General features: G+C 40.3%; 14 protein-coding genes. 5 read left to right on the forward strand and 9 right to left on the reverse strand.

What is annotated here, in order from left to right:
* Positions 1–366: 366 nt before the first annotated feature.
* Positions 367–813 (reverse strand): DUF3291 domain-containing protein, encoded by a 447-nt coding sequence (locus PQO03_RS08465; RefSeq protein WP_274149495.1) that lies wholly within the window; start codon positions 811–813, stop codon positions 367–369.
* Between the two features lie 251 nt (positions 814–1,064).
* Entirely contained in the window at positions 1,065–2,111 is a 1,047-nt protein-coding gene (locus tag PQO03_RS08470; RefSeq protein WP_274149497.1) for an alkene reductase, read from the reverse strand.
* A 127-nt stretch (positions 2,112–2,238) separates the two neighbouring features.
* Between PQO03_RS08470 and PQO03_RS08475 the strand changes: the two genes are divergently transcribed.
* Complete coding sequence (locus PQO03_RS08475; RefSeq protein ID WP_274149498.1) at positions 2,239–3,138, forward strand: LysR family transcriptional regulator; 900 nt, start codon at positions 2,239–2,241, stop codon at positions 3,136–3,138.
* A 201-nt stretch (positions 3,139–3,339) separates the two neighbouring features.
* Here PQO03_RS08475 and PQO03_RS08480 read toward each other — a convergent pair whose 3' ends face one another.
* The 6 genes from PQO03_RS08480 to PQO03_RS08505 all read right to left on the reverse strand — a co-directional run bounded on the left by PQO03_RS08480 (position 3,340) and on the right by PQO03_RS08505 (position 7,947).
* Positions 3,340–3,840, reverse strand: a complete 501-nt coding sequence (locus tag PQO03_RS08480) for a GDSL-type esterase/lipase family protein (RefSeq protein ID WP_337993426.1) — start codon at positions 3,838–3,840, stop codon at positions 3,340–3,342.
* Between the two features lie 21 nt (positions 3,841–3,861).
* Positions 3,862–4,032, reverse strand: a complete 171-nt coding sequence (locus tag PQO03_RS08485; RefSeq protein ID WP_274149502.1) for a hypothetical protein — start codon at positions 4,030–4,032, stop codon at positions 3,862–3,864.
* Between the two features lie 440 nt (positions 4,033–4,472).
* On the reverse strand, positions 4,473–5,132 hold the full coding sequence (locus PQO03_RS08490) for a YdcF family protein (protein WP_274149503.1): 660 nt from the start codon (positions 5,130–5,132) through the stop codon (positions 4,473–4,475).
* A 153-nt stretch (positions 5,133–5,285) separates the two neighbouring features.
* Complete coding sequence (locus tag PQO03_RS08495) at positions 5,286–5,960, reverse strand: type II secretion system protein (protein ID WP_274149505.1); 675 nt, start codon at positions 5,958–5,960, stop codon at positions 5,286–5,288.
* Between the two features lie 113 nt (positions 5,961–6,073).
* Positions 6,074–7,216 (reverse strand): family 20 glycosylhydrolase, encoded by a 1,143-nt coding sequence (locus PQO03_RS08500; RefSeq protein ID WP_274149507.1) that lies wholly within the window; start codon positions 7,214–7,216, stop codon positions 6,074–6,076.
* A 35-nt stretch (positions 7,217–7,251) separates the two neighbouring features.
* The gene (locus PQO03_RS08505) at positions 7,252–7,947 is read right to left on the reverse strand and encodes a type II secretion system protein (protein WP_274149509.1); all 696 of its coding nucleotides are present in this window, start codon (positions 7,945–7,947) and stop codon (positions 7,252–7,254) included.
* A 471-nt stretch (positions 7,948–8,418) separates the two neighbouring features.
* Between PQO03_RS08505 and PQO03_RS08510 the strand changes: the two genes are divergently transcribed.
* Positions 8,419–10,008, forward strand: coding sequence for a beta-N-acetylhexosaminidase (locus tag PQO03_RS08510; RefSeq protein ID WP_274149511.1), 1,590 nt, complete (start codon positions 8,419–8,421; stop codon positions 10,006–10,008).
* An 887-nt stretch (positions 10,009–10,895) separates the two neighbouring features.
* On the opposite strand, the gene PQO03_RS08515 is transcribed toward PQO03_RS08510, so the two are convergent.
* Complete coding sequence (locus PQO03_RS08515) at positions 10,896–11,978, reverse strand: ROK family protein (RefSeq protein ID WP_274149513.1); 1,083 nt, start codon at positions 11,976–11,978, stop codon at positions 10,896–10,898.
* A gap of 210 nt (positions 11,979–12,188) precedes the next feature.
* Here PQO03_RS08515 and PQO03_RS08520 point away from each other — a divergent pair, with 210 nt between their 5' ends.
* From PQO03_RS08520 to PQO03_RS08530, 3 genes are all read left to right on the forward strand, one after another.
* Positions 12,189–13,241 (forward strand): family 20 glycosylhydrolase, encoded by a 1,053-nt coding sequence (locus PQO03_RS08520; protein ID WP_274149515.1) that lies wholly within the window; start codon positions 12,189–12,191, stop codon positions 13,239–13,241.
* A 65-nt stretch (positions 13,242–13,306) separates the two neighbouring features.
* Positions 13,307–15,343, forward strand: coding sequence for a sodium:solute symporter family protein (locus tag PQO03_RS08525; RefSeq protein ID WP_274149516.1), 2,037 nt, complete (start codon positions 13,307–13,309; stop codon positions 15,341–15,343).
* Positions 15,344–15,386: 43 nt separating this feature from the next.
* Entirely contained in the window at positions 15,387–16,529 is a 1,143-nt protein-coding gene (locus PQO03_RS08530; protein WP_274149518.1) for an SGNH/GDSL hydrolase family protein, read from the forward strand.

The following is a 16,529-nucleotide window of genomic DNA, read 5'->3' on the forward strand; positions in this document are numbered from 1 at the left end:
GTGCTTATTTAAGTCCTAAATCGTACAAGTCCCATAGCTTTTAAGCTATTGGGACTTTGTTGTTGCTGCTATTCAAGGATGCCAAACACCTTTAAAAATTCCAAGCTTAGTCACTGCGCTATCCCGCGGGGGTACTTGCTTCGTGAAAAAGGCTTATAAAACCTTACACGATTACCCCGAATTGAGGGCATGATGCGACCCGTACGAGAGGGAAACTGTCCCTTCCCAAGTAAGAAAATGCCTTTCCTTGACCAGGCGATTAGGGGCTTTGCCCCGCTTTATGGGTAATCGTGAAACCTTACCCCCCCTCTTTCATCAATCCCTCCTCCCTTAGCTTATCTAAGTACTCCTGTGACATTCTGTCCTTTACAGAAAGGGAGCTTGATGAGGCTTCTTTATGGTGAAAGCATAGGACGACTCGCCATTCTTAGTATAGTAGTTGAGGCGCTCATTGGCCTCCGCTAAGCTAGGTCTATGGCCTTTGGGAACCCACCACATGATAAAACTTGGCGTTGAGATCGTTTCAAACCACTCGCGCCTTCTCTTGAGGAAAACGAGGTGCTCCGTTTTGAAAAGGAAATTCTTTAGATCTTCTAGAGATTTCCAAACTGAGAGATTCGGCAAGATCGAGGCATCGCCAAAGTAGCTGGTGGTTTCCTTGTTACTTTCATAATTCTTTTGAAAGCGCCAAACAAATCCTTCACTTGATTCGGCTAAGGCATTGATATGAGCGAGATTATCCACGAAATCTTTCATGAGGGGATCATCTAGCGCGGCTTTGGGTTTGGCGATATTAATTTGTGCGAGTTGCATACTATTCCTTTTAATTTAGAGTCCCATACCGTGATTATTTTCTATTATAGGGCCACTTTTCTTCAAGTAAATATTATTCTTTTAAAAAAAATTTAATACGATTATAAACCCGCTAGCGGGTTTGATGAGTAGTTTGCACACGAAGGGATTCCATCCCCTCGAACTCCCTAGTAAGTAATTGCCATTCCTTAAGCAGGCAATATGAGTGCATCGCACTGCCCCCTCACAGCGAAGCTTACTAATCGTGTGTTTTAATATAAAGACGTAAGCATTTCTGGATCGTATTCGACGAGCTTTTTTTGTTCTTGAATTTTGGTCACGTAGTCATGATTAGCTATGAATGGCCGCCCGATTGCGACAAGATCAGCATACTTATTTTCGATCGCGTGAACCGCATCATCCGCAGAATAGCCTCCTGAGGCAATAACCGTTCCTAGGTAGTTTTTTCGGATATACTGCGTGACGGTCCCACCGAGAAACTCGTTGTGAGAATCGTTAAACATACCCGTATGAATGTAAGCCAAGTTGTATTGATTGAGGCGGGAAAGCAATACATCGTACAGCTCTTTATCACGGTCATCGTGTTTCATATTTGCATAGGCTTGGGGTGAGAGACGTAGGCCGATGGCTAAGTCTGGAGTAGCCGCTTTGACTTGAGTCAAAATCTCTAAAAGGAAGCGCATCATATTTTCTATACTTCCACCATATGAGTCTGTACGGTGATTGCTATCCCTGTGTAGAAATTGATCGATTAGGTAACCGTTGGCTCCGTGGATCTCGATACCGTCGAAACCCGCTCGTTGAGCATTCTTAGCCGCGGTCACAAAATTTGATTTAATCCTTTCAATATCTTCAAGGTTCATGGCACGAGGTGTTTCATACTCGAGATCATCTGTTCTTGGAACACGACCTTCGAGTCGTATTGCAGAAGGTGCCATGGGCACTTGACCCTGATGATAAATGGAATGAGAAACCCGACCCGTATGCCAGATTTGTGCAAAGATTTTCCCTTTGTTCTGATGGATAGCTTGAGTGACTTTTTTCCAGCCAGCTACTTGTGCTTCAGTATAAAGACCGGGTGCATTTGGGTAACCTTGGCCATCTTGTGATACGAGAGTCGCTTCTGAAATAATCAGACCCGCATCGGCACGACGAGCGTAATAATCGGCCATTGCCTGAGTTGGTACAAGCTCATCTGTGGCCATGCAACGGGTGAGTGGAGCCATAACGATACGGTTTTTGAGTTTGAGTGTATCTTGCAAATCATATGATTGAAAGAGGGTTTGAGTCTTAGTCATTTTATTCTCCAAAGTTAGCGATTCATTTAAGTTGTCAATAGTATAGATGATGTATATATTTCTACTATGGCTGATTTTTAGATATCAGTGTTCACTTTTTTAGAACAATAGAATGGGCTTATAAATTATGGATGAGTTGAAGAGGATAGGGATTTTTAAGCGCGTGGTGGAAGCTCAAAGTTTCTCTGAGGCAGCAAGACAAGTCGGCGTGGCTAAATCAGCCGTGAGTAAGCAGATATCCGAGTTGGAGAAAGAGGTCGGAATTCGTTTATTGAATAGAACGACACGCAGTTTGAGCTTGACTGAGGCAGGTGAAATTTATTATCGGCATAGTGTAGAAATCATCAATCGTAGTCAAATTGCTTTAGATGAGCTACGCCAATATAAGGATCAGCCTTCTGGGACTTTACGTGTTTCTAGCTCGGTTGTTTTCGGTGCCTCTCAACTGGTACCCATCATTAAGGAGCTTCGCGACCTTTATCCACAACTAAAGGTCGATTTGTTATTGGATGACCGGATTATTAATATGGTTGACGATGGAGTGGATTTAGCAATTCGTATTGGTTGGATGAAGGAATCTAATTTAGTAGCGAAAAAAATAGCTGAAACACCCATGGTACTCTGTGCCAGTCCTGAGTATTTAGCACAGCGTAGCCAAGTACTGAGACCCGAGGATTTACTGAGTCATAATTGGATTAGTTTATCCATCTTAAATGCTCCTTTGCGATGGAGTTTCTGGAAAAACAAACGGGAATATACGGTACAGCTACACAGCGAGGTAAAGACAAACTCCGCTAGTGGCGTATTAGCTTTCATCAAAGATGGCCAGGGAATTGCAGCCGTGGCTAAATTCACCGCACAAGAGGATTTATTACGTGGTAATCTGGAAACCGTATTACCCGATTATCAGGTGAAAAAACTGGGTATTTATGCGGTTTACCCGCATCGGGATCATGTGCCCGCGAAAGTGCGGGTCTTTATGGATTTCTTGGAGAAACGTTGCCAACAAGCTGATTGGTGCGAATAGGATAGATTAAGCATCCAATCCTTTTTTTGATGTTCTATTTAGTTCATGCGAGAGCTTCGAGTATAAAGATAAACTACCTATCAAGACTCTTGGAATGCCTCCTCAAATATTTTCGTCAGATCTACACTAGTATTTACACATAACAGTGGTAATGCGCACATTTAACTGCACGAAATCTACATTAAGTGACTAATCGAAAAATCATGGCTTCAAAGAACTTGCTTCATATTTTAATTCATTTTTCATCAAGGCATTTCTTACCGTGACGCGCCAAAGTTCATAACCTTGCCTCTTCATATGTAAGCCATCTTCAATAAATAAATCTTTTTTTGTTGACCCATCTTCATTAATCATTGTGCTTGCCACATCGATATAAGTCATTTTCTCATCGCTCTCACACAAAGTTTTAAATAAAATATTTGTCTCCACCATTTTAGGCCACAAGGATTCTCGACTCAGTGATGGCTTAATGGAAAGCACATAGATTCTGCAATGTGGCAAACTTTGCCACACTTTTTCACAAAATTGCTTCATCTGCTTTTTTATTAAGTCGGGTTTTCGACCAAAGCTTATATCATTGTCCCCTTCATAAATTAAAATAGCTCGTGGTTTATACGCTAAAACAATCTCTTTTGTGTAATACAGAACATCCTTCATCGTACTTCCACCGAAGCCTCTTTTGATTAAGCTCAATGGCTTCAAATCATTACTAATTTCAGGATGTCACATACGCATACTGGAACTACCAATACACAAAACCTGATTGCTTTGAGGAGGCTTGGCTCTATCTCCTTTAAGAAAGCTATCTATATGACTTCTAAAACGTTCGGGACTTTGATTATCTAGCGCCATTAGACTCTGCGCTAAGATCATTATTATCAGGGCGTATTTCATCAAAAATATTTCCTTCATTACTATTTTATTTATTTGTCGCACTTAAAAACTTCAAGAGTACTCGATTGAGTGTTAATAAGACATCACATCCATGAGATACACAAACCGCTTGATTTTTCAAAAAAATTCATAAAAGGAACTAACACAACCGAAAACATTCGCAGATACTCATCATTGGGCAAATCGTGCACTTATTGGATCCACTTCATTACCAGATACTTTAACCAGCTCTTGGTAAATATGTGGTTTCCTACCTTTGGACCAAAGCCTGCCGGTACAATCATCTAATAACTTCATATCTAGATCGGCAATCACCATATCATCCGCTGCCTACCAGCTTTCTGATAAAATTCGACCATAGCAATCAATGATCATGGCATTGCCGGTTCTAACTTCAGTATCATCTAGGCCGACGCCATTACTAAAGATCAAAAACATACTTATATTAGATGTTTATCATAGCCCAATTTACATAAGCCCTCAAAGGCCGACCACACCGATGAAGGAATCTCTTGCTGAATCTGAAATCCCTTCGCAGGATATTCTTTGATTCTCTGTAAATCACCGACCATGGCATTGATAATTTCATCCTTATTATGCACATCCATAAAATAATCATCAAAAGATAAACGAGGTGAAGAAATAAGAATTTCTTTTTCAGGCCAAACTTTTTTAAAGCTCGCGTATGTACGACGTTCCATAAAAGGCTTTTGCACCAAAATAAAGGACTTAATATCTAACGATTCACGCTCAATCAGATTTCGTGTGAAAGCAATATTTTCACCCGTATTTGTCGCCTCATTTTCCAGATAGATACAATCTTCTGGAACTCCTTTAGCAATGGCCACTTGAGATAATATTCTTGCCTCTGTATCTTCAAATAAGCCCTCCGTCATGCGACCTTTATTACCCGAAAAAATCAAAATTGGCGCCCAGCCCTCGAAATATAGATCTGCGGCATGCTCAGCGACTCGAAGGTCATGACTACCTAAGACAAAGATACAGTCCATCTTCCTGAGTTCATGTCCCATCAAATGGTAATCCCACAAAACCTTAGCAAAATTATCTACAGCAGTATTTTCTAATAAACTATTTTTCATTGAAAAGCTATTCCTTAATATCAGTTTTGATGGGCTTCTACTGTTTAGATTTCATTATAAATAATATACTTATCAAAAAGTGTATTCGAGGATCATCGAAAATATCTACTACAAAAAACCCGCTTGAAGATTCGAATGTAGAAGGCATTTTTCTTAGTCTAAATTCCAGGGTTCGTCAGTAGTTAATAAGAGATGATTGATGGATGACGCTTGTACATGACCATCAGCATAAGTGTAATTGGCACTTGACTTGTCTTTATGCCAGGGATAGACCCAATACTGTGCATAGGCGGAATTAAGTATGCCCACACTCTTACCTTCCGCATGTGTAATCATAGATGAATTCATCCTTGTTATTTTGCGTGCGGCTCCATTATATAATGGCTTAGATAAATCATTGTGAATACTTGGGTTACTACCATATCCACTATAACCTGATCGTGTCGCAGTAGCAGAAACACCTCTAGCAGTAAGTTCTGATTCATCAAAACTAGGACAGCTAAAAATACCACCCTCGCTATAAGATTGACTGAGTGCCGGATTATGGCCTGTCGATGAAACATCCATCACATAAGTTGCTATACCATCATGTATGGAGCGATTATACACACCTGCTTTAGGAAACGTTGTCGCCGGATAATAATTGCCATTATCTTCAGTATACATAAAGGCTCCATAAAACATTTGTTTCATATTACTCACGCACAAAGCTGCTCGTGATGTATCTCGAGCTTTTCGCAAAGTCGGAATTAATAAACTTGCCAGAATACCAATTATGGCAAAGACAAGCAAAACTTCTATAAGGGTAAAGGTCTTTTTTTGTTTCATGAGATCAATCCTTTGTTAAATTCATTTTATGAATTAAATAGCTAAAAAAATAGTGCTTTGACTGCTCCCTAAAAAAAGTACCTCCTTTTAGAAAGATAAATAATCATGTCGATTTAAGGCGACTTCTCAAGTTGATTTATTTGCTCAAATAAGAGCTTAAATGTCTTCATAGAATCACCCTTTTTGAGCGTGTTTTCCGTTATTTGGTAGTATCTATCCATAAAGCTATCAGGACCATACCAAGAGGTCAGCATCATCCCTTGAAAACGTTGTTTCATTCCATCCGCTGAATTTTTTCTATTTGAAATAGTTTGATTCAATTGTTCGATTGTTACATCGGGCAAGCGCCAAGGGACTGTGACGACATCAAAACCTTTGGCAGCAAAGAGCACTGCAGTGGGGTCGGCTCTTTCATAATGCCAATCAGCTATAGTAATATCTTTAGGAATGAGGTCTATAGCGCGGTGAGTACCGTTTTCACTCGCTTCCCAAAATCCCATAGCCGTGGCTTTGCCATCAATCAAACGATCGCCCCACATCCACATTTTGGTATTTGATTTTTTGAGGTGTGAATGAATACGAATAACCTCATCGGCAAATAACTTAGCCTTATCTTTTCCTGCACATCTAGGGCACTTATCATCGCCTAGGTAGAAAACCTCATCCATACCTGCGTGAAAACTATCTGCCTCACAAACAGCGACTAATTCATCGATCAAAGCAAAAACTACTTTATGGACATCGGGGTGTTCCGGGCAATAGCTTTTGCAGTACAACTTATCTGCGTTGGGCCATTCATATTTCTCTGGTAATTTGACATGAGGAGTCTCATCAAACTGAGGATAGACCTCTAGCAGTTTATAGACTTTGCTATGCCATGATTGATGTCCCAATAAATTAATCGCTGGAATGAGCTTAATATCATGCTTTTTACATACCGCTACAATGCGTTTAGCTTCTGCGTTGGACAAAGCACCTTCATTAACAAGTTCCGGATGTGAACTATATTGATAGTCGTAGCCAATACGCAACATAATGGTATTCACTCCCATAGAGGATAATTCTTCATCAATAAATTTTACAAAGCGGTCTAAACTCGCAGGTTTAGGGCTTTTAATGGACAAGCCTTTTACAGGGAAAATCGCTTTAACAGGCTTTGTTTTTTGTGAATTCTTAGTAGCCGCTTCTTGCCTAGAAGAACTTGACATACAACTCGTCAAAATACTTAATAATAAAATGAGTGCGAACTTGCTCATATAAAAAAACCTAATGTCGAAAGAGTTGAAATAAATTAATCCGTAAAGGGATAAATGTAATACGTAATATAATAATAAAGACCGGTAACGCTTATACTTCCATCTACTAAACTTGTAGTAGAAGCCGTCTTCTTTTTATGTCTCAAATGGATACCAGATACATTTTGAGTACCAGAGAATGTCCCCGCAGTGTTTCCTCCTGCATGTAAAACCCTGCTACTTGTCATTTCTGATATCGCTCGCGGTTTATTACCCGCCGTGATGGCATTAGAAGGCACATACTTAAGCCCATAAGCGGCTCCATAACCAGAATAAACGGCTTTGACTTGATCATAAGGTTTGCCACTCAGCCTTTCAATTTCGCTCTTCTCTACGCTGGGACAGGCAAAAACTTTATTGGATCCAGGAGAATCGCTTACCGATTGATTAAGTGCAATATAATTCCCTCCACTTTCAAAATCATCATTCGTATTGAGATAAGCAGCCGCATAATCATGCATAGAACGGAAATACACACCTGAATTACTAAGTGTCGGAGGTAAGGTATCCTTATTGTCGTCCGAATAGAGCATCACGCCAAAATAATACTGCTTGAGGTTATTAATACAGACTGCTTGGCGGGATCTTTCTCTGGCTTTACTCAACATCGGTAATAGGAGACTTGCCAAAATGCCTATTATTGCAATTACGACCAGTACTTCGATCAAAGTAAATTTCTTAATGACTTTCATTTCATACTCCATGTTAAACAAAATATAATCCTTTGTACGGCAACACTCAATGATATAAGTATAGTCTCTTTCATCTTAAGCACAAGTCTTTTTATTCATTTTTTGAATTAAATATTTTTCTTCATGTAAAATCAAGCACGAAACACAGTATTAATAGGGTGTATATTCTGCTTAGTTTAGAATCAAATCTAATATATTTAGCTAGAAATTAGCGACCGATAATAGCGTCCAGCCTGAGGTGGATGAAAAGATCGTTTCAAATTTAAGAGGGCCCAAACTTGGGTCCGGCAGGTCACGAATAAAGCCCTCGATGATTATATGAAAGCTAGGAAATCACGCCAATTCATGAATTGGATTTAACAAGTAAGGCCACTAGCTAGTCTGTAATTACAATATTCAAATTGACTTTATTCATAAATTGAATTATATATATGCATAGTATCTATATAATCACCAAGACCGAGGTCACTAATGAATATTAAAAAAACTTGTGCCGTTTTTTGTTTTGCCTTAACAGGCATGCTGAATGCTCAGCACTACAGCATTATCCCACAGCCCACGAATCTTCAAATTAATAAAGGCAGCTTCTCACTCAATAAAGACACTCAAATTATTATTGACCCCCACTTAGAAAATGAAGCTCTTTTATTAGTGAATGATATTGAGTTGATCAAAGGAATCAAAGTTGAGCTTGCTAAAGCTGGCATTGCTCCTGTATCTAACTTCATCAAGTTCCAGTTAATTAAGCCTCTAATAAAATCAACTGAAGAGTACACTCTAAGTATCGATGAAAAATCTATCCTCATCAGTGCTAGTTCGGCTCAAGGGATTTTTTACGGCAGTCAAACCCTACTCCAATTACTCCAAGTCAATCATGGCATGGCCCCTGCATGTATCATTAATGATAAGCCTCGCTTCTCTTGGCGTGGCATGCACCTTGATGTAGCTCGCCACATGTTCCCACTAAAAGACATTAAGAAATTCCTGCGCTGGATGGCTTATCACAAGCTCAATACTTTCCATCTTCATTTAACGGAAGATCAAGGTTGGAGAATTGAAATAAAAAAATACCCTAAACTCACCTCTACTGGAGCTTGGAGACGATCGACTCCCCCCTATGGAGCTCGAAAAAGTGATAACAATATTAAATACGGTGGGTTTTATACTCAAGATCAGCTTAAGGACCTCGTTGCTTATGCTCAAAAGCTCCACATCACTATTGTACCCGAAATTGATATGCCGGGACACATGTCTGCCGCTATTGCGTCATATCCCTATTTAGGGAATAGCGATATTCAATACTTCAATCCTCAGGTGATGAATCGCTGGGGAGTCTACCCCTATACCTTGGCTCCCAAAGAAAAAACTTTTCAATGGATTGATGATGTTTTAAGTGAAGTCTGTGAAATTTTTCCCTCAAAATATATTCACATTGGTGGAGACGAAGCCCCCAAAGAGCAATGGCAAGAATCCGATTTTGCCAAAGCCTTCATCAAAAAAAATAACTTAAAAGATAGCCATGCACTGCAATCTTATTTCATTTCTCGAATTGAAAAGATCCTGCAAAAGAAAAAGCGCAAACTCATTGGCTGGGACGAAATCCGTGAAGGAGGCTTATCAAAGGATGCCACGGTCATGTCTTGGCGTGGTGAAGAAGGAGGCATTGCTTCTGCTAAAGAAGGTCACGATGTGGTTATGACTCCGATTAAATTTACTTACTTCAATTTTTATCAGGCACCTGAGAAAGAACAACTCGCCAAGGGAAAAAATTTCGAAGCCTTTGGTGGTTTTATTCCGATTGAGAAGATATATCATTATAATCCCGTTCCGGCTGAGCTTTCAACAAAAGAAAGTCAACATATCCTTGGTACTCAGGCACAACTGTGGTCCGAGTATATCAAGACTTGGGATCGCCTCGAATACATGGCTTTCCCGCGTATTGCGGCCCTTTCAGAAGTCGCTTGGAGCTCAAACACCAAGAAAGATTTTAATGAATTCTCAAAGAGACTTAAGGATATTAAACTTCAGTATAAACGTGCTGGCATCAACCTTTACGAGTAAAAAACTAAACGACTACCCATAATGAGGGGCAAGGCCTCTTAGTCGCCTGGTCAAGCCATGGCAATTCCTATAGTAGTCTTCAATGAAATAATGCTTTAAAAAAAGAGTTGTAAATGAGGGGGTCTGGAAGCTAACGAAAGCGCCATCCAGTTTTACCTTAAACATGGCTTCAAAACATTAACACGCAAAATGAATTTAGAGCTCTAAAGTCACTAGAGCGCTATCAGAGACCACGTCTCTATATATTAAACTCAGTAAATGCCTCCGGTGGACGGAGAGTCTTCGCACACGAGGGTGTCCTGCCCAATGCTATTAAGTTTCTTTACATACTCGATGTAGACTCTTATGGCAAATGCGGGCGAGCCGCCCGCGCTCCCAGGTGATGATCTACTTGTGAATTTTATAAATATCTCCAAAACTTCAGTTCGAATACCAAATAATTAAAGTTTTTTTGAAGGGGGAGTATGAGGAAAAACGGCAAAGCTTGACTTAATAAACCCTGCATCACGTCTTTGTTTACAAAAAATCACCCTTCAAGGTCGTTGTTTTCTAGAAACTTAATAGCATTAGTGCCCTGCTCCTCGAACTCCTCCGCAATGGATGGGGAATTAAGGGTGTTTATACGTGCTGCCACCTTTTTTAGTAAGGCCCCGAGGGCTCCTCGGCCACCGGAGGTATTTATACTGGGGCTCCGCCCCATACCTCGCTCAAGGTACTGCCGTACGGGCCAATAATTTTATCCGTCTGTGTGGCAACACCCCTTAAGAATCCCTACACTCGGAACTTCACTCCAGCGCTTAATCTTCACAATCCCACAGGTCTGATTAGGCACGAATTTAATCTTGTAATCTCTTAATTTCCCACTCATTAGGGCTCCCCGCAAGTGGCTAGCTCAGCAAGCACTCTTCTAGAAAGTCGATGAAATAAGGACTGGAATCAAAATAGTTATCCATCAATAATGCCACCGCACCTCCGACAATTAACTCTTCATGATGATCCGAAATCAAAACGTCGATTTTGGCATATTTAAAAGCTTTTTGTTTATTAATTTCTGCGCTAAAAACTTTATAAAAATTTTCCTCTAAAGCTTCTCCTTCAAACTGAACAATAAGTTTTTGAGGGACAAGGTAGTTCACTAACTTGGCAAATTTTTGCGCCAAATCTACGGCAAAAGACTCGAGCTCGCTATAATCCTTGGCACTCTGATTTTGTCCTTGTTTTTTCAAGAAATCATAATAGTAATGTTCAAGCTCACCCGCCTGCCCTGAAACTCCCTGATAAAGTCGCTCTCCAAGGATTAATGCGGAGCCCAAGCCAATTGATTTAATATCTTGATTGGGTTCAACCTCAATAAACAAAGACATCACATCATCGGTATTTTGAGCTTTACCTAGGACACGTTCACCCCAAAGAGCCGCTCGTGCATTATTCTCAATCATAATGAGCACATCTTTTAAGGTCTCAATTTCTTTGAGTTTTTCCACTAAAGGATAGGATTCGAGCCCCCAAGAAGAAGACTCAACCACTGAGCCAGCTTTACTATTTATAATCCCACTTATCGAAACAATTAAGCCTGATAATTTACGAGATTTAACAAGAGTCTCTAACTGAACCAAACATTCTTCAATCGTCGCACAGGAGGTTTCTTTTTTTTCTTCAATGAGGCTCCCTTTATAATCGTAAAAACTATAACAGTTTTCACTTTTATTAAAATAAACAGAGAGAAAGACCCCACCCTTGCCATCCACTTCCCATAGTACACTTGGTCGTCCTTTCGCCGGAGTAATCATATCTGAAACTTTGACTAAAGCATGATTTTTGATCACCTCAAATAAATTAAAAATCGAGGTTCTCTTGAGGTGAGTCACCCTCGCTAATTCTACCTGTGTTCGCGCTCCTCGTAAATGGATTTCATTGAGGATTTTTACAGCATTTGCGACTATTTTCTTATCACTAATTCGTGCGTTCATTATAGCTATCAACTCCTAAGTAAGATCTTTTATTCATTTTATAAATATAATATAATTCATCTTTTCAAAAAATAAAATAAAACTTTATTAATCAACATGATACTTGAATTAATTCAATAAATGAATTATAGTGGACTTCTAATGATTTAATACTCTCTCTTTAACATATTTATCACATCAATAAGCATCACATAAAAACAACAGGAAAGAATGATGAACTCACAAAATTCAAAATCTTCATCAAATGCATATGAATGGCGCGGCTTCATGCTTGATTGTGTACGTCACTTCATGCCTATCCACTTCATTAAAGAAGTCCTCGACAACATGGCTCGTGTAAATATGAACCGATTTCATTGGCACTTAACAGATGATCAAGGCTGGCGTCTCCCTGTAAAAAACAGACCTCTACTGACAGAAAAAGCTTCCTCTCGAATTGATGGAGACCTCATTATTGATGGATATTATTCTGCTGATGAAATAACTGAGATTGTCAATTACGCCGAAAAATTAAATATCGTTGTGGTACCTGAAATTGATATTCCTGGACATGTTTGTGCAGCTTTGTATGCTTACCCAGAACTCTCCTGTCCCAATCATGAAACTCGTATCCCGAATGACTGGGGGATATTTGATGACGTCCTTTGTGCTGGTTCAAGCGCGGTTGCTCCCTTTTTAAAGGATGTTTTTGAAACAGTCTTAGAACTCTTCCCCTCTCCCTGGATACATATCGGAGGTGACGAAGTCAAAGATGACAGATGGAAGTCATGTTCAAAATGCCAAGAAGTTATTCGCGATAACAAGTATGCGTCGGAAAAAGATCTCTATTCACATATACTGAGTCCCATCTGCAAGCTAATTCGAGATCATGGACGTCAGGTCATTGCCTGGGATGAGATGCTTGAGTCTTGCCCAGAAGAAGATGTGATCATCATGTCTTGGCGTGGAGAAGAAGGTGCTCAAGCCGCCTCTGCCAAAAATCGTCAGAGTATTTTATGCCCGCATGAGCATTTTTATCTCGATTATCCAAATTCGAAAAATGATATTTTACCCGGAGCAGACTGGATGCCGACTCTTCCCATCGAAAAAATTCAAGCTTATAAAATCCCTGATTTGAATGGCATTATTGGCCTGCAGTGTAACCTATGGACTGAACAAGTTTTTTCTGCAGATGATGCACGTCACCGCCTCTTACCTCGACTCGATGCAGTCGCCGCCAAATGCTTTGAAAAACCCATTAAGGAAACTGTCCTAAGCGTTTAATTTTTCTTAGCTAAATTTGGTACTTATTACACCGCGCTACACATTCATAACACAAAAGGATTTCTATGTTTCAATTCATTGACTGGGCCCTCATCATAGGCTACCTCATTTTCACCTTCGCGACCGGCTTTATGATGAAATCTAAAGCTAGTGAAGATGGCTTAGATTCATACTTTGCTGCAGGCCGCAATATCCCTTGGTGGTGGATTGGTACTTCTATGGTCGCCACTACCTTTGCGGCAGATACACCTTTGTGGATATCTGGCGTTGTCGCCAAATATGGCATTGCAGGTAATTGGTTCTGGTGGACGGCAGCCATCGGCATAACTTTTATGACTTTTTTCTTTGCCCGCAAATGGCGTGAAAGTGGCGTTTTAACCGATGTCGAATTAACCGAAATGCGCTACGGTGGCAAAGAAGCTGCTTCACTGCGTATCATCAAAGCCTTTTTCAGTAGTATTGTGGTTAACTCCTTAGTCCTAGGTTGGGTTTTTGCGGCCATGGCAAAAATAACACGCCCTTTTATTCATTGGGATCAACTTCTTGGTGCTGATCTTTTTTCACGTTTAGAGACTCTCTGGCCAAGTTTTCTGATGTTCAATGATCTCAATAATACTCTCAGTATTTTTATAATTGCAATCATTGTTATTGTGTATAGCTCCGCAGGTGGTATTTGCGGTGTGATGTTCACTGATTTATTCCAATTTGCTATTGCTTGTTTTGCCGCCGTTGCCTTTTCCTATTTTGCTGTACAACACGTCGGAGGACTGGAGTCGATGTGGACACAAATCGAAACACTTTATCCAGATACCCACCAAAACTACACCTCTTTTACACCTTCATTTAGTGGTGACAATGCACTGATGCCACTCGCAGTTTTCCTTGTATCCATAGGCTTCATTTGGTGGACCAAGGACTCGGTGGATGGTTCGGGGTACTTTGCCCAACGCATGTATACCGCTAGCACTCCTGCCGACGCCGAAAAAGGATCCCTTTGGTTTGCTTTTGCAAATTTTGCCTTACGCTCCTGGCCATGGATCATTATTGGCTTAGTTGCCATTGTTGTTTATCCACTTAATGATCCTAATTCAGCTATAGCGCTCTCAGGTGACCGTGAAATGGCTTATCCCATTCTGATGCGAGACATCCTTGGCCCCGGTTGGTTAGGCCTCGTTTTCCTGAGTCTTATGGCCGCCTTTATGAGTACTGTAGACACCCATATAAACTGGGGTGCTTCCTACATTGCCAATGATTTTTATAAACGCTTTCTTAATCCTCAAGCAACTCAAAAAGATCTCGTTCGCGTGGGTCGTTACTCTGTCATTGCTATCTCAGTCATTTCAATTTCAATCGCAAGCCAAATTTCGTCGATAGATGCTGTTGTCAAATTTTTTGGTGGCATGGTTGCTGGCATGGGGGCTCCTCACCTTTTACGTTGGTTTTGGTGGCGCGCCAATGCCTGGACTGAAATAACCGGCATGATTGCTGGAGCTCTAAGTGCTATCATTCTTTACTCTTTACCCATTAGTGAACACATCCCCGCTGAGTATTTAATTGCCTGGATTAGTTTATTTAGTATCTATCTTTCAATCCGAGTCACCCTTATGACTGACCCTGTTGATGACGAAAAACTAAAAACTTTTGTGATGAAGGTTCGTCCTCTGGGTTTTTGGAAAGGATTCAATCATCATGTTCCGCATGTACGTACAATGAAAGATAGTATTCTTTTATGGGTCATGTCCTGCACATCCATTTATTTATATGTTTTTGGTATTGGTAACCTGCTCAAACTTCATCTTATACTCGGAAGTTTCTTCATTATTACTGCGACGCTTTTACTGATTCCTATCTTAAAGAAAATTAATCAAAAAGAGGATGATAAATTTGGCTGGATTGACCTTGAGGGCACTCTATTTCCTACCCTAGAGGATAATCACGCTGTTTTTGCTCAAGTCTTTTGGGATGAAAGCGAACAAAACCTACTCGATAAGGGTTGGATCAAAGTCCATAGTCTTGACAATAAACGTCTATGGCATTCTACATCCGAACCAAATCCTGAGATGTTTTCGACGCTCCAAACTATTGAACTCGAAGACAAATAATTACCCCGAAGCTGCTTATCCATTAAATCTTAAGGATACCATAATGAACAAATTTTTATTATTGTGTTTAATATTCTCTGCACCGCTTTGTGCTGAGAAATTAAATATTGAAGCACTCGACAAAAACATGGCGATCAAGACTGCCGATCAAAATGGTATCGTTTGGTTTAGCCCTCAGGAAAAACCTTTTCGCCTAAGTGGTTTCAAATGGATAAACAAAGAGTCACTTTACCGTCGTTTACCCCTCACACCTGATTTCGCTATTCGCAAAGCCGTGGATAACTTGGCCAATAATACCTCTGGTGGCCAAATCCATTTTAAAACAGACAGTAGCAAAATCCTTATACGTGCCAAGATTGCTTATGAATCCAGCATGTATCATATGCCTGCTACCGGGCAAAGTAGTTTTGATCTCTACACCGGTGCTCCAGGTGAACTACTGTATTGCAAAACGGCTCGTTTCAAAACATCCGAAACCGCATTCACTTCCACACTCTTTGAAGATAAGAAACAGATGCGTAATTTTGTGATTAATTTCCCCCTATACAATGGCGTCAAGTCACTAGAAATTGGCCTCATAGCTGATTCACAGGTCGATGAACCTCCTGCCTTTGAAGGCGAAGGTCCCATAGTAGTATATGGCACATCTATAACTCAAGGCGGCTGTGCAGCTAGACCTGGCTTATCTTATACCAATATCCTTAGTCGCCGCCTCAACAGAGAATTTGTTAATCTTGGTTTTTCCGGAAATGGTCGAGGGGAACCCGCCTTAGCTCATCTAATTAATGATATTCCAAATAAGTCGATGATTATCCTCGATTATGAAGCTAATGCTAATGAAGATATTCCTAACTCACTAGGTCCTTTTATAGACATACTGAGAGTCAAGAATCCCAAGATCCCGATATTGATAATATCGCGTATTCTCTACGCCACACAAGCTCGTAAATTCAAAACTGTACATTTATCGACTTCACTTGCTTTATTCCAAAAAGATTTAGTGAAGTCAAGACAATTAGCCGGCGACAATAACATTTATTTCCTCGACGGAAAATCACTCTTAGGTGCCTACGCTCATGAAGCCACTGTAGATGGAGTCCATCCAAACTCTTATGGCTTTATGATGATGGCCGAAAATATTCATCCTGTAATACAGCAGATATTAAAACCTAAAGGCGCGCAATAA

Source organism: Lentisphaera profundi, assembly GCF_028728065.1.
Taxonomy (GTDB): Bacteria; Verrucomicrobiota; Lentisphaeria; order Lentisphaerales; family Lentisphaeraceae; genus Lentisphaera; species Lentisphaera profundi.

Excerpts from the sequence above, each read along its gene's own strand:
- PQO03_RS08470 (WP_274149497.1), bottom strand. The coding sequence starts at position 2,111 with ATGACTAAGACTCAAACCCTCTTTCAATCATATGATTTGCAAGATACA.
- PQO03_RS08520 (WP_274149515.1), top strand. The coding sequence starts at position 12,189 with ATGATGAACTCACAAAATTCAAAATCTTCATCAAATGCATATGAATGG.
- PQO03_RS08490 (WP_274149503.1), bottom strand. The coding sequence starts at position 5,132 with ATGAAAAATAGTTTATTAGAAAATACTGCTGTAGATAATTTTGCTAAG.
- PQO03_RS08475 (WP_274149498.1), top strand. The coding sequence starts at position 2,239 with ATGGATGAGTTGAAGAGGATAGGGATTTTTAAGCGCGTGGTGGAAGCT.
- PQO03_RS08525 (WP_274149516.1), top strand. The coding sequence starts at position 13,307 with ATGTTTCAATTCATTGACTGGGCCCTCATCATAGGCTACCTCATTTTC.
- PQO03_RS08500 (WP_274149507.1), bottom strand. The coding sequence starts at position 7,216 with ATGAGCAAGTTCGCACTCATTTTATTATTAAGTATTTTGACGAGTTGT.
- PQO03_RS08530 (WP_274149518.1), top strand. The coding sequence starts at position 15,387 with ATGAACAAATTTTTATTATTGTGTTTAATATTCTCTGCACCGCTTTGT.
- PQO03_RS08505 (WP_274149509.1), bottom strand. The coding sequence starts at position 7,947 with ATGAAAGTCATTAAGAAATTTACTTTGATCGAAGTACTGGTCGTAATT.
- PQO03_RS08465 (WP_274149495.1), bottom strand. The coding sequence starts at position 813 with ATGCAACTCGCACAAATTAATATCGCCAAACCCAAAGCCGCGCTAGAT.
- PQO03_RS08485 (WP_274149502.1), bottom strand. The coding sequence starts at position 4,032 with ATGAAATACGCCCTGATAATAATGATCTTAGCGCAGAGTCTAATGGCG.
- PQO03_RS08495 (WP_274149505.1), bottom strand. The coding sequence starts at position 5,960 with ATGAAACAAAAAAAGACCTTTACCCTTATAGAAGTTTTGCTTGTCTTT.
- PQO03_RS08515 (WP_274149513.1), bottom strand. The coding sequence starts at position 11,978 with ATGAACGCACGAATTAGTGATAAGAAAATAGTCGCAAATGCTGTAAAA.
- PQO03_RS08510 (WP_274149511.1), top strand. The coding sequence starts at position 8,419 with ATGAATATTAAAAAAACTTGTGCCGTTTTTTGTTTTGCCTTAACAGGC.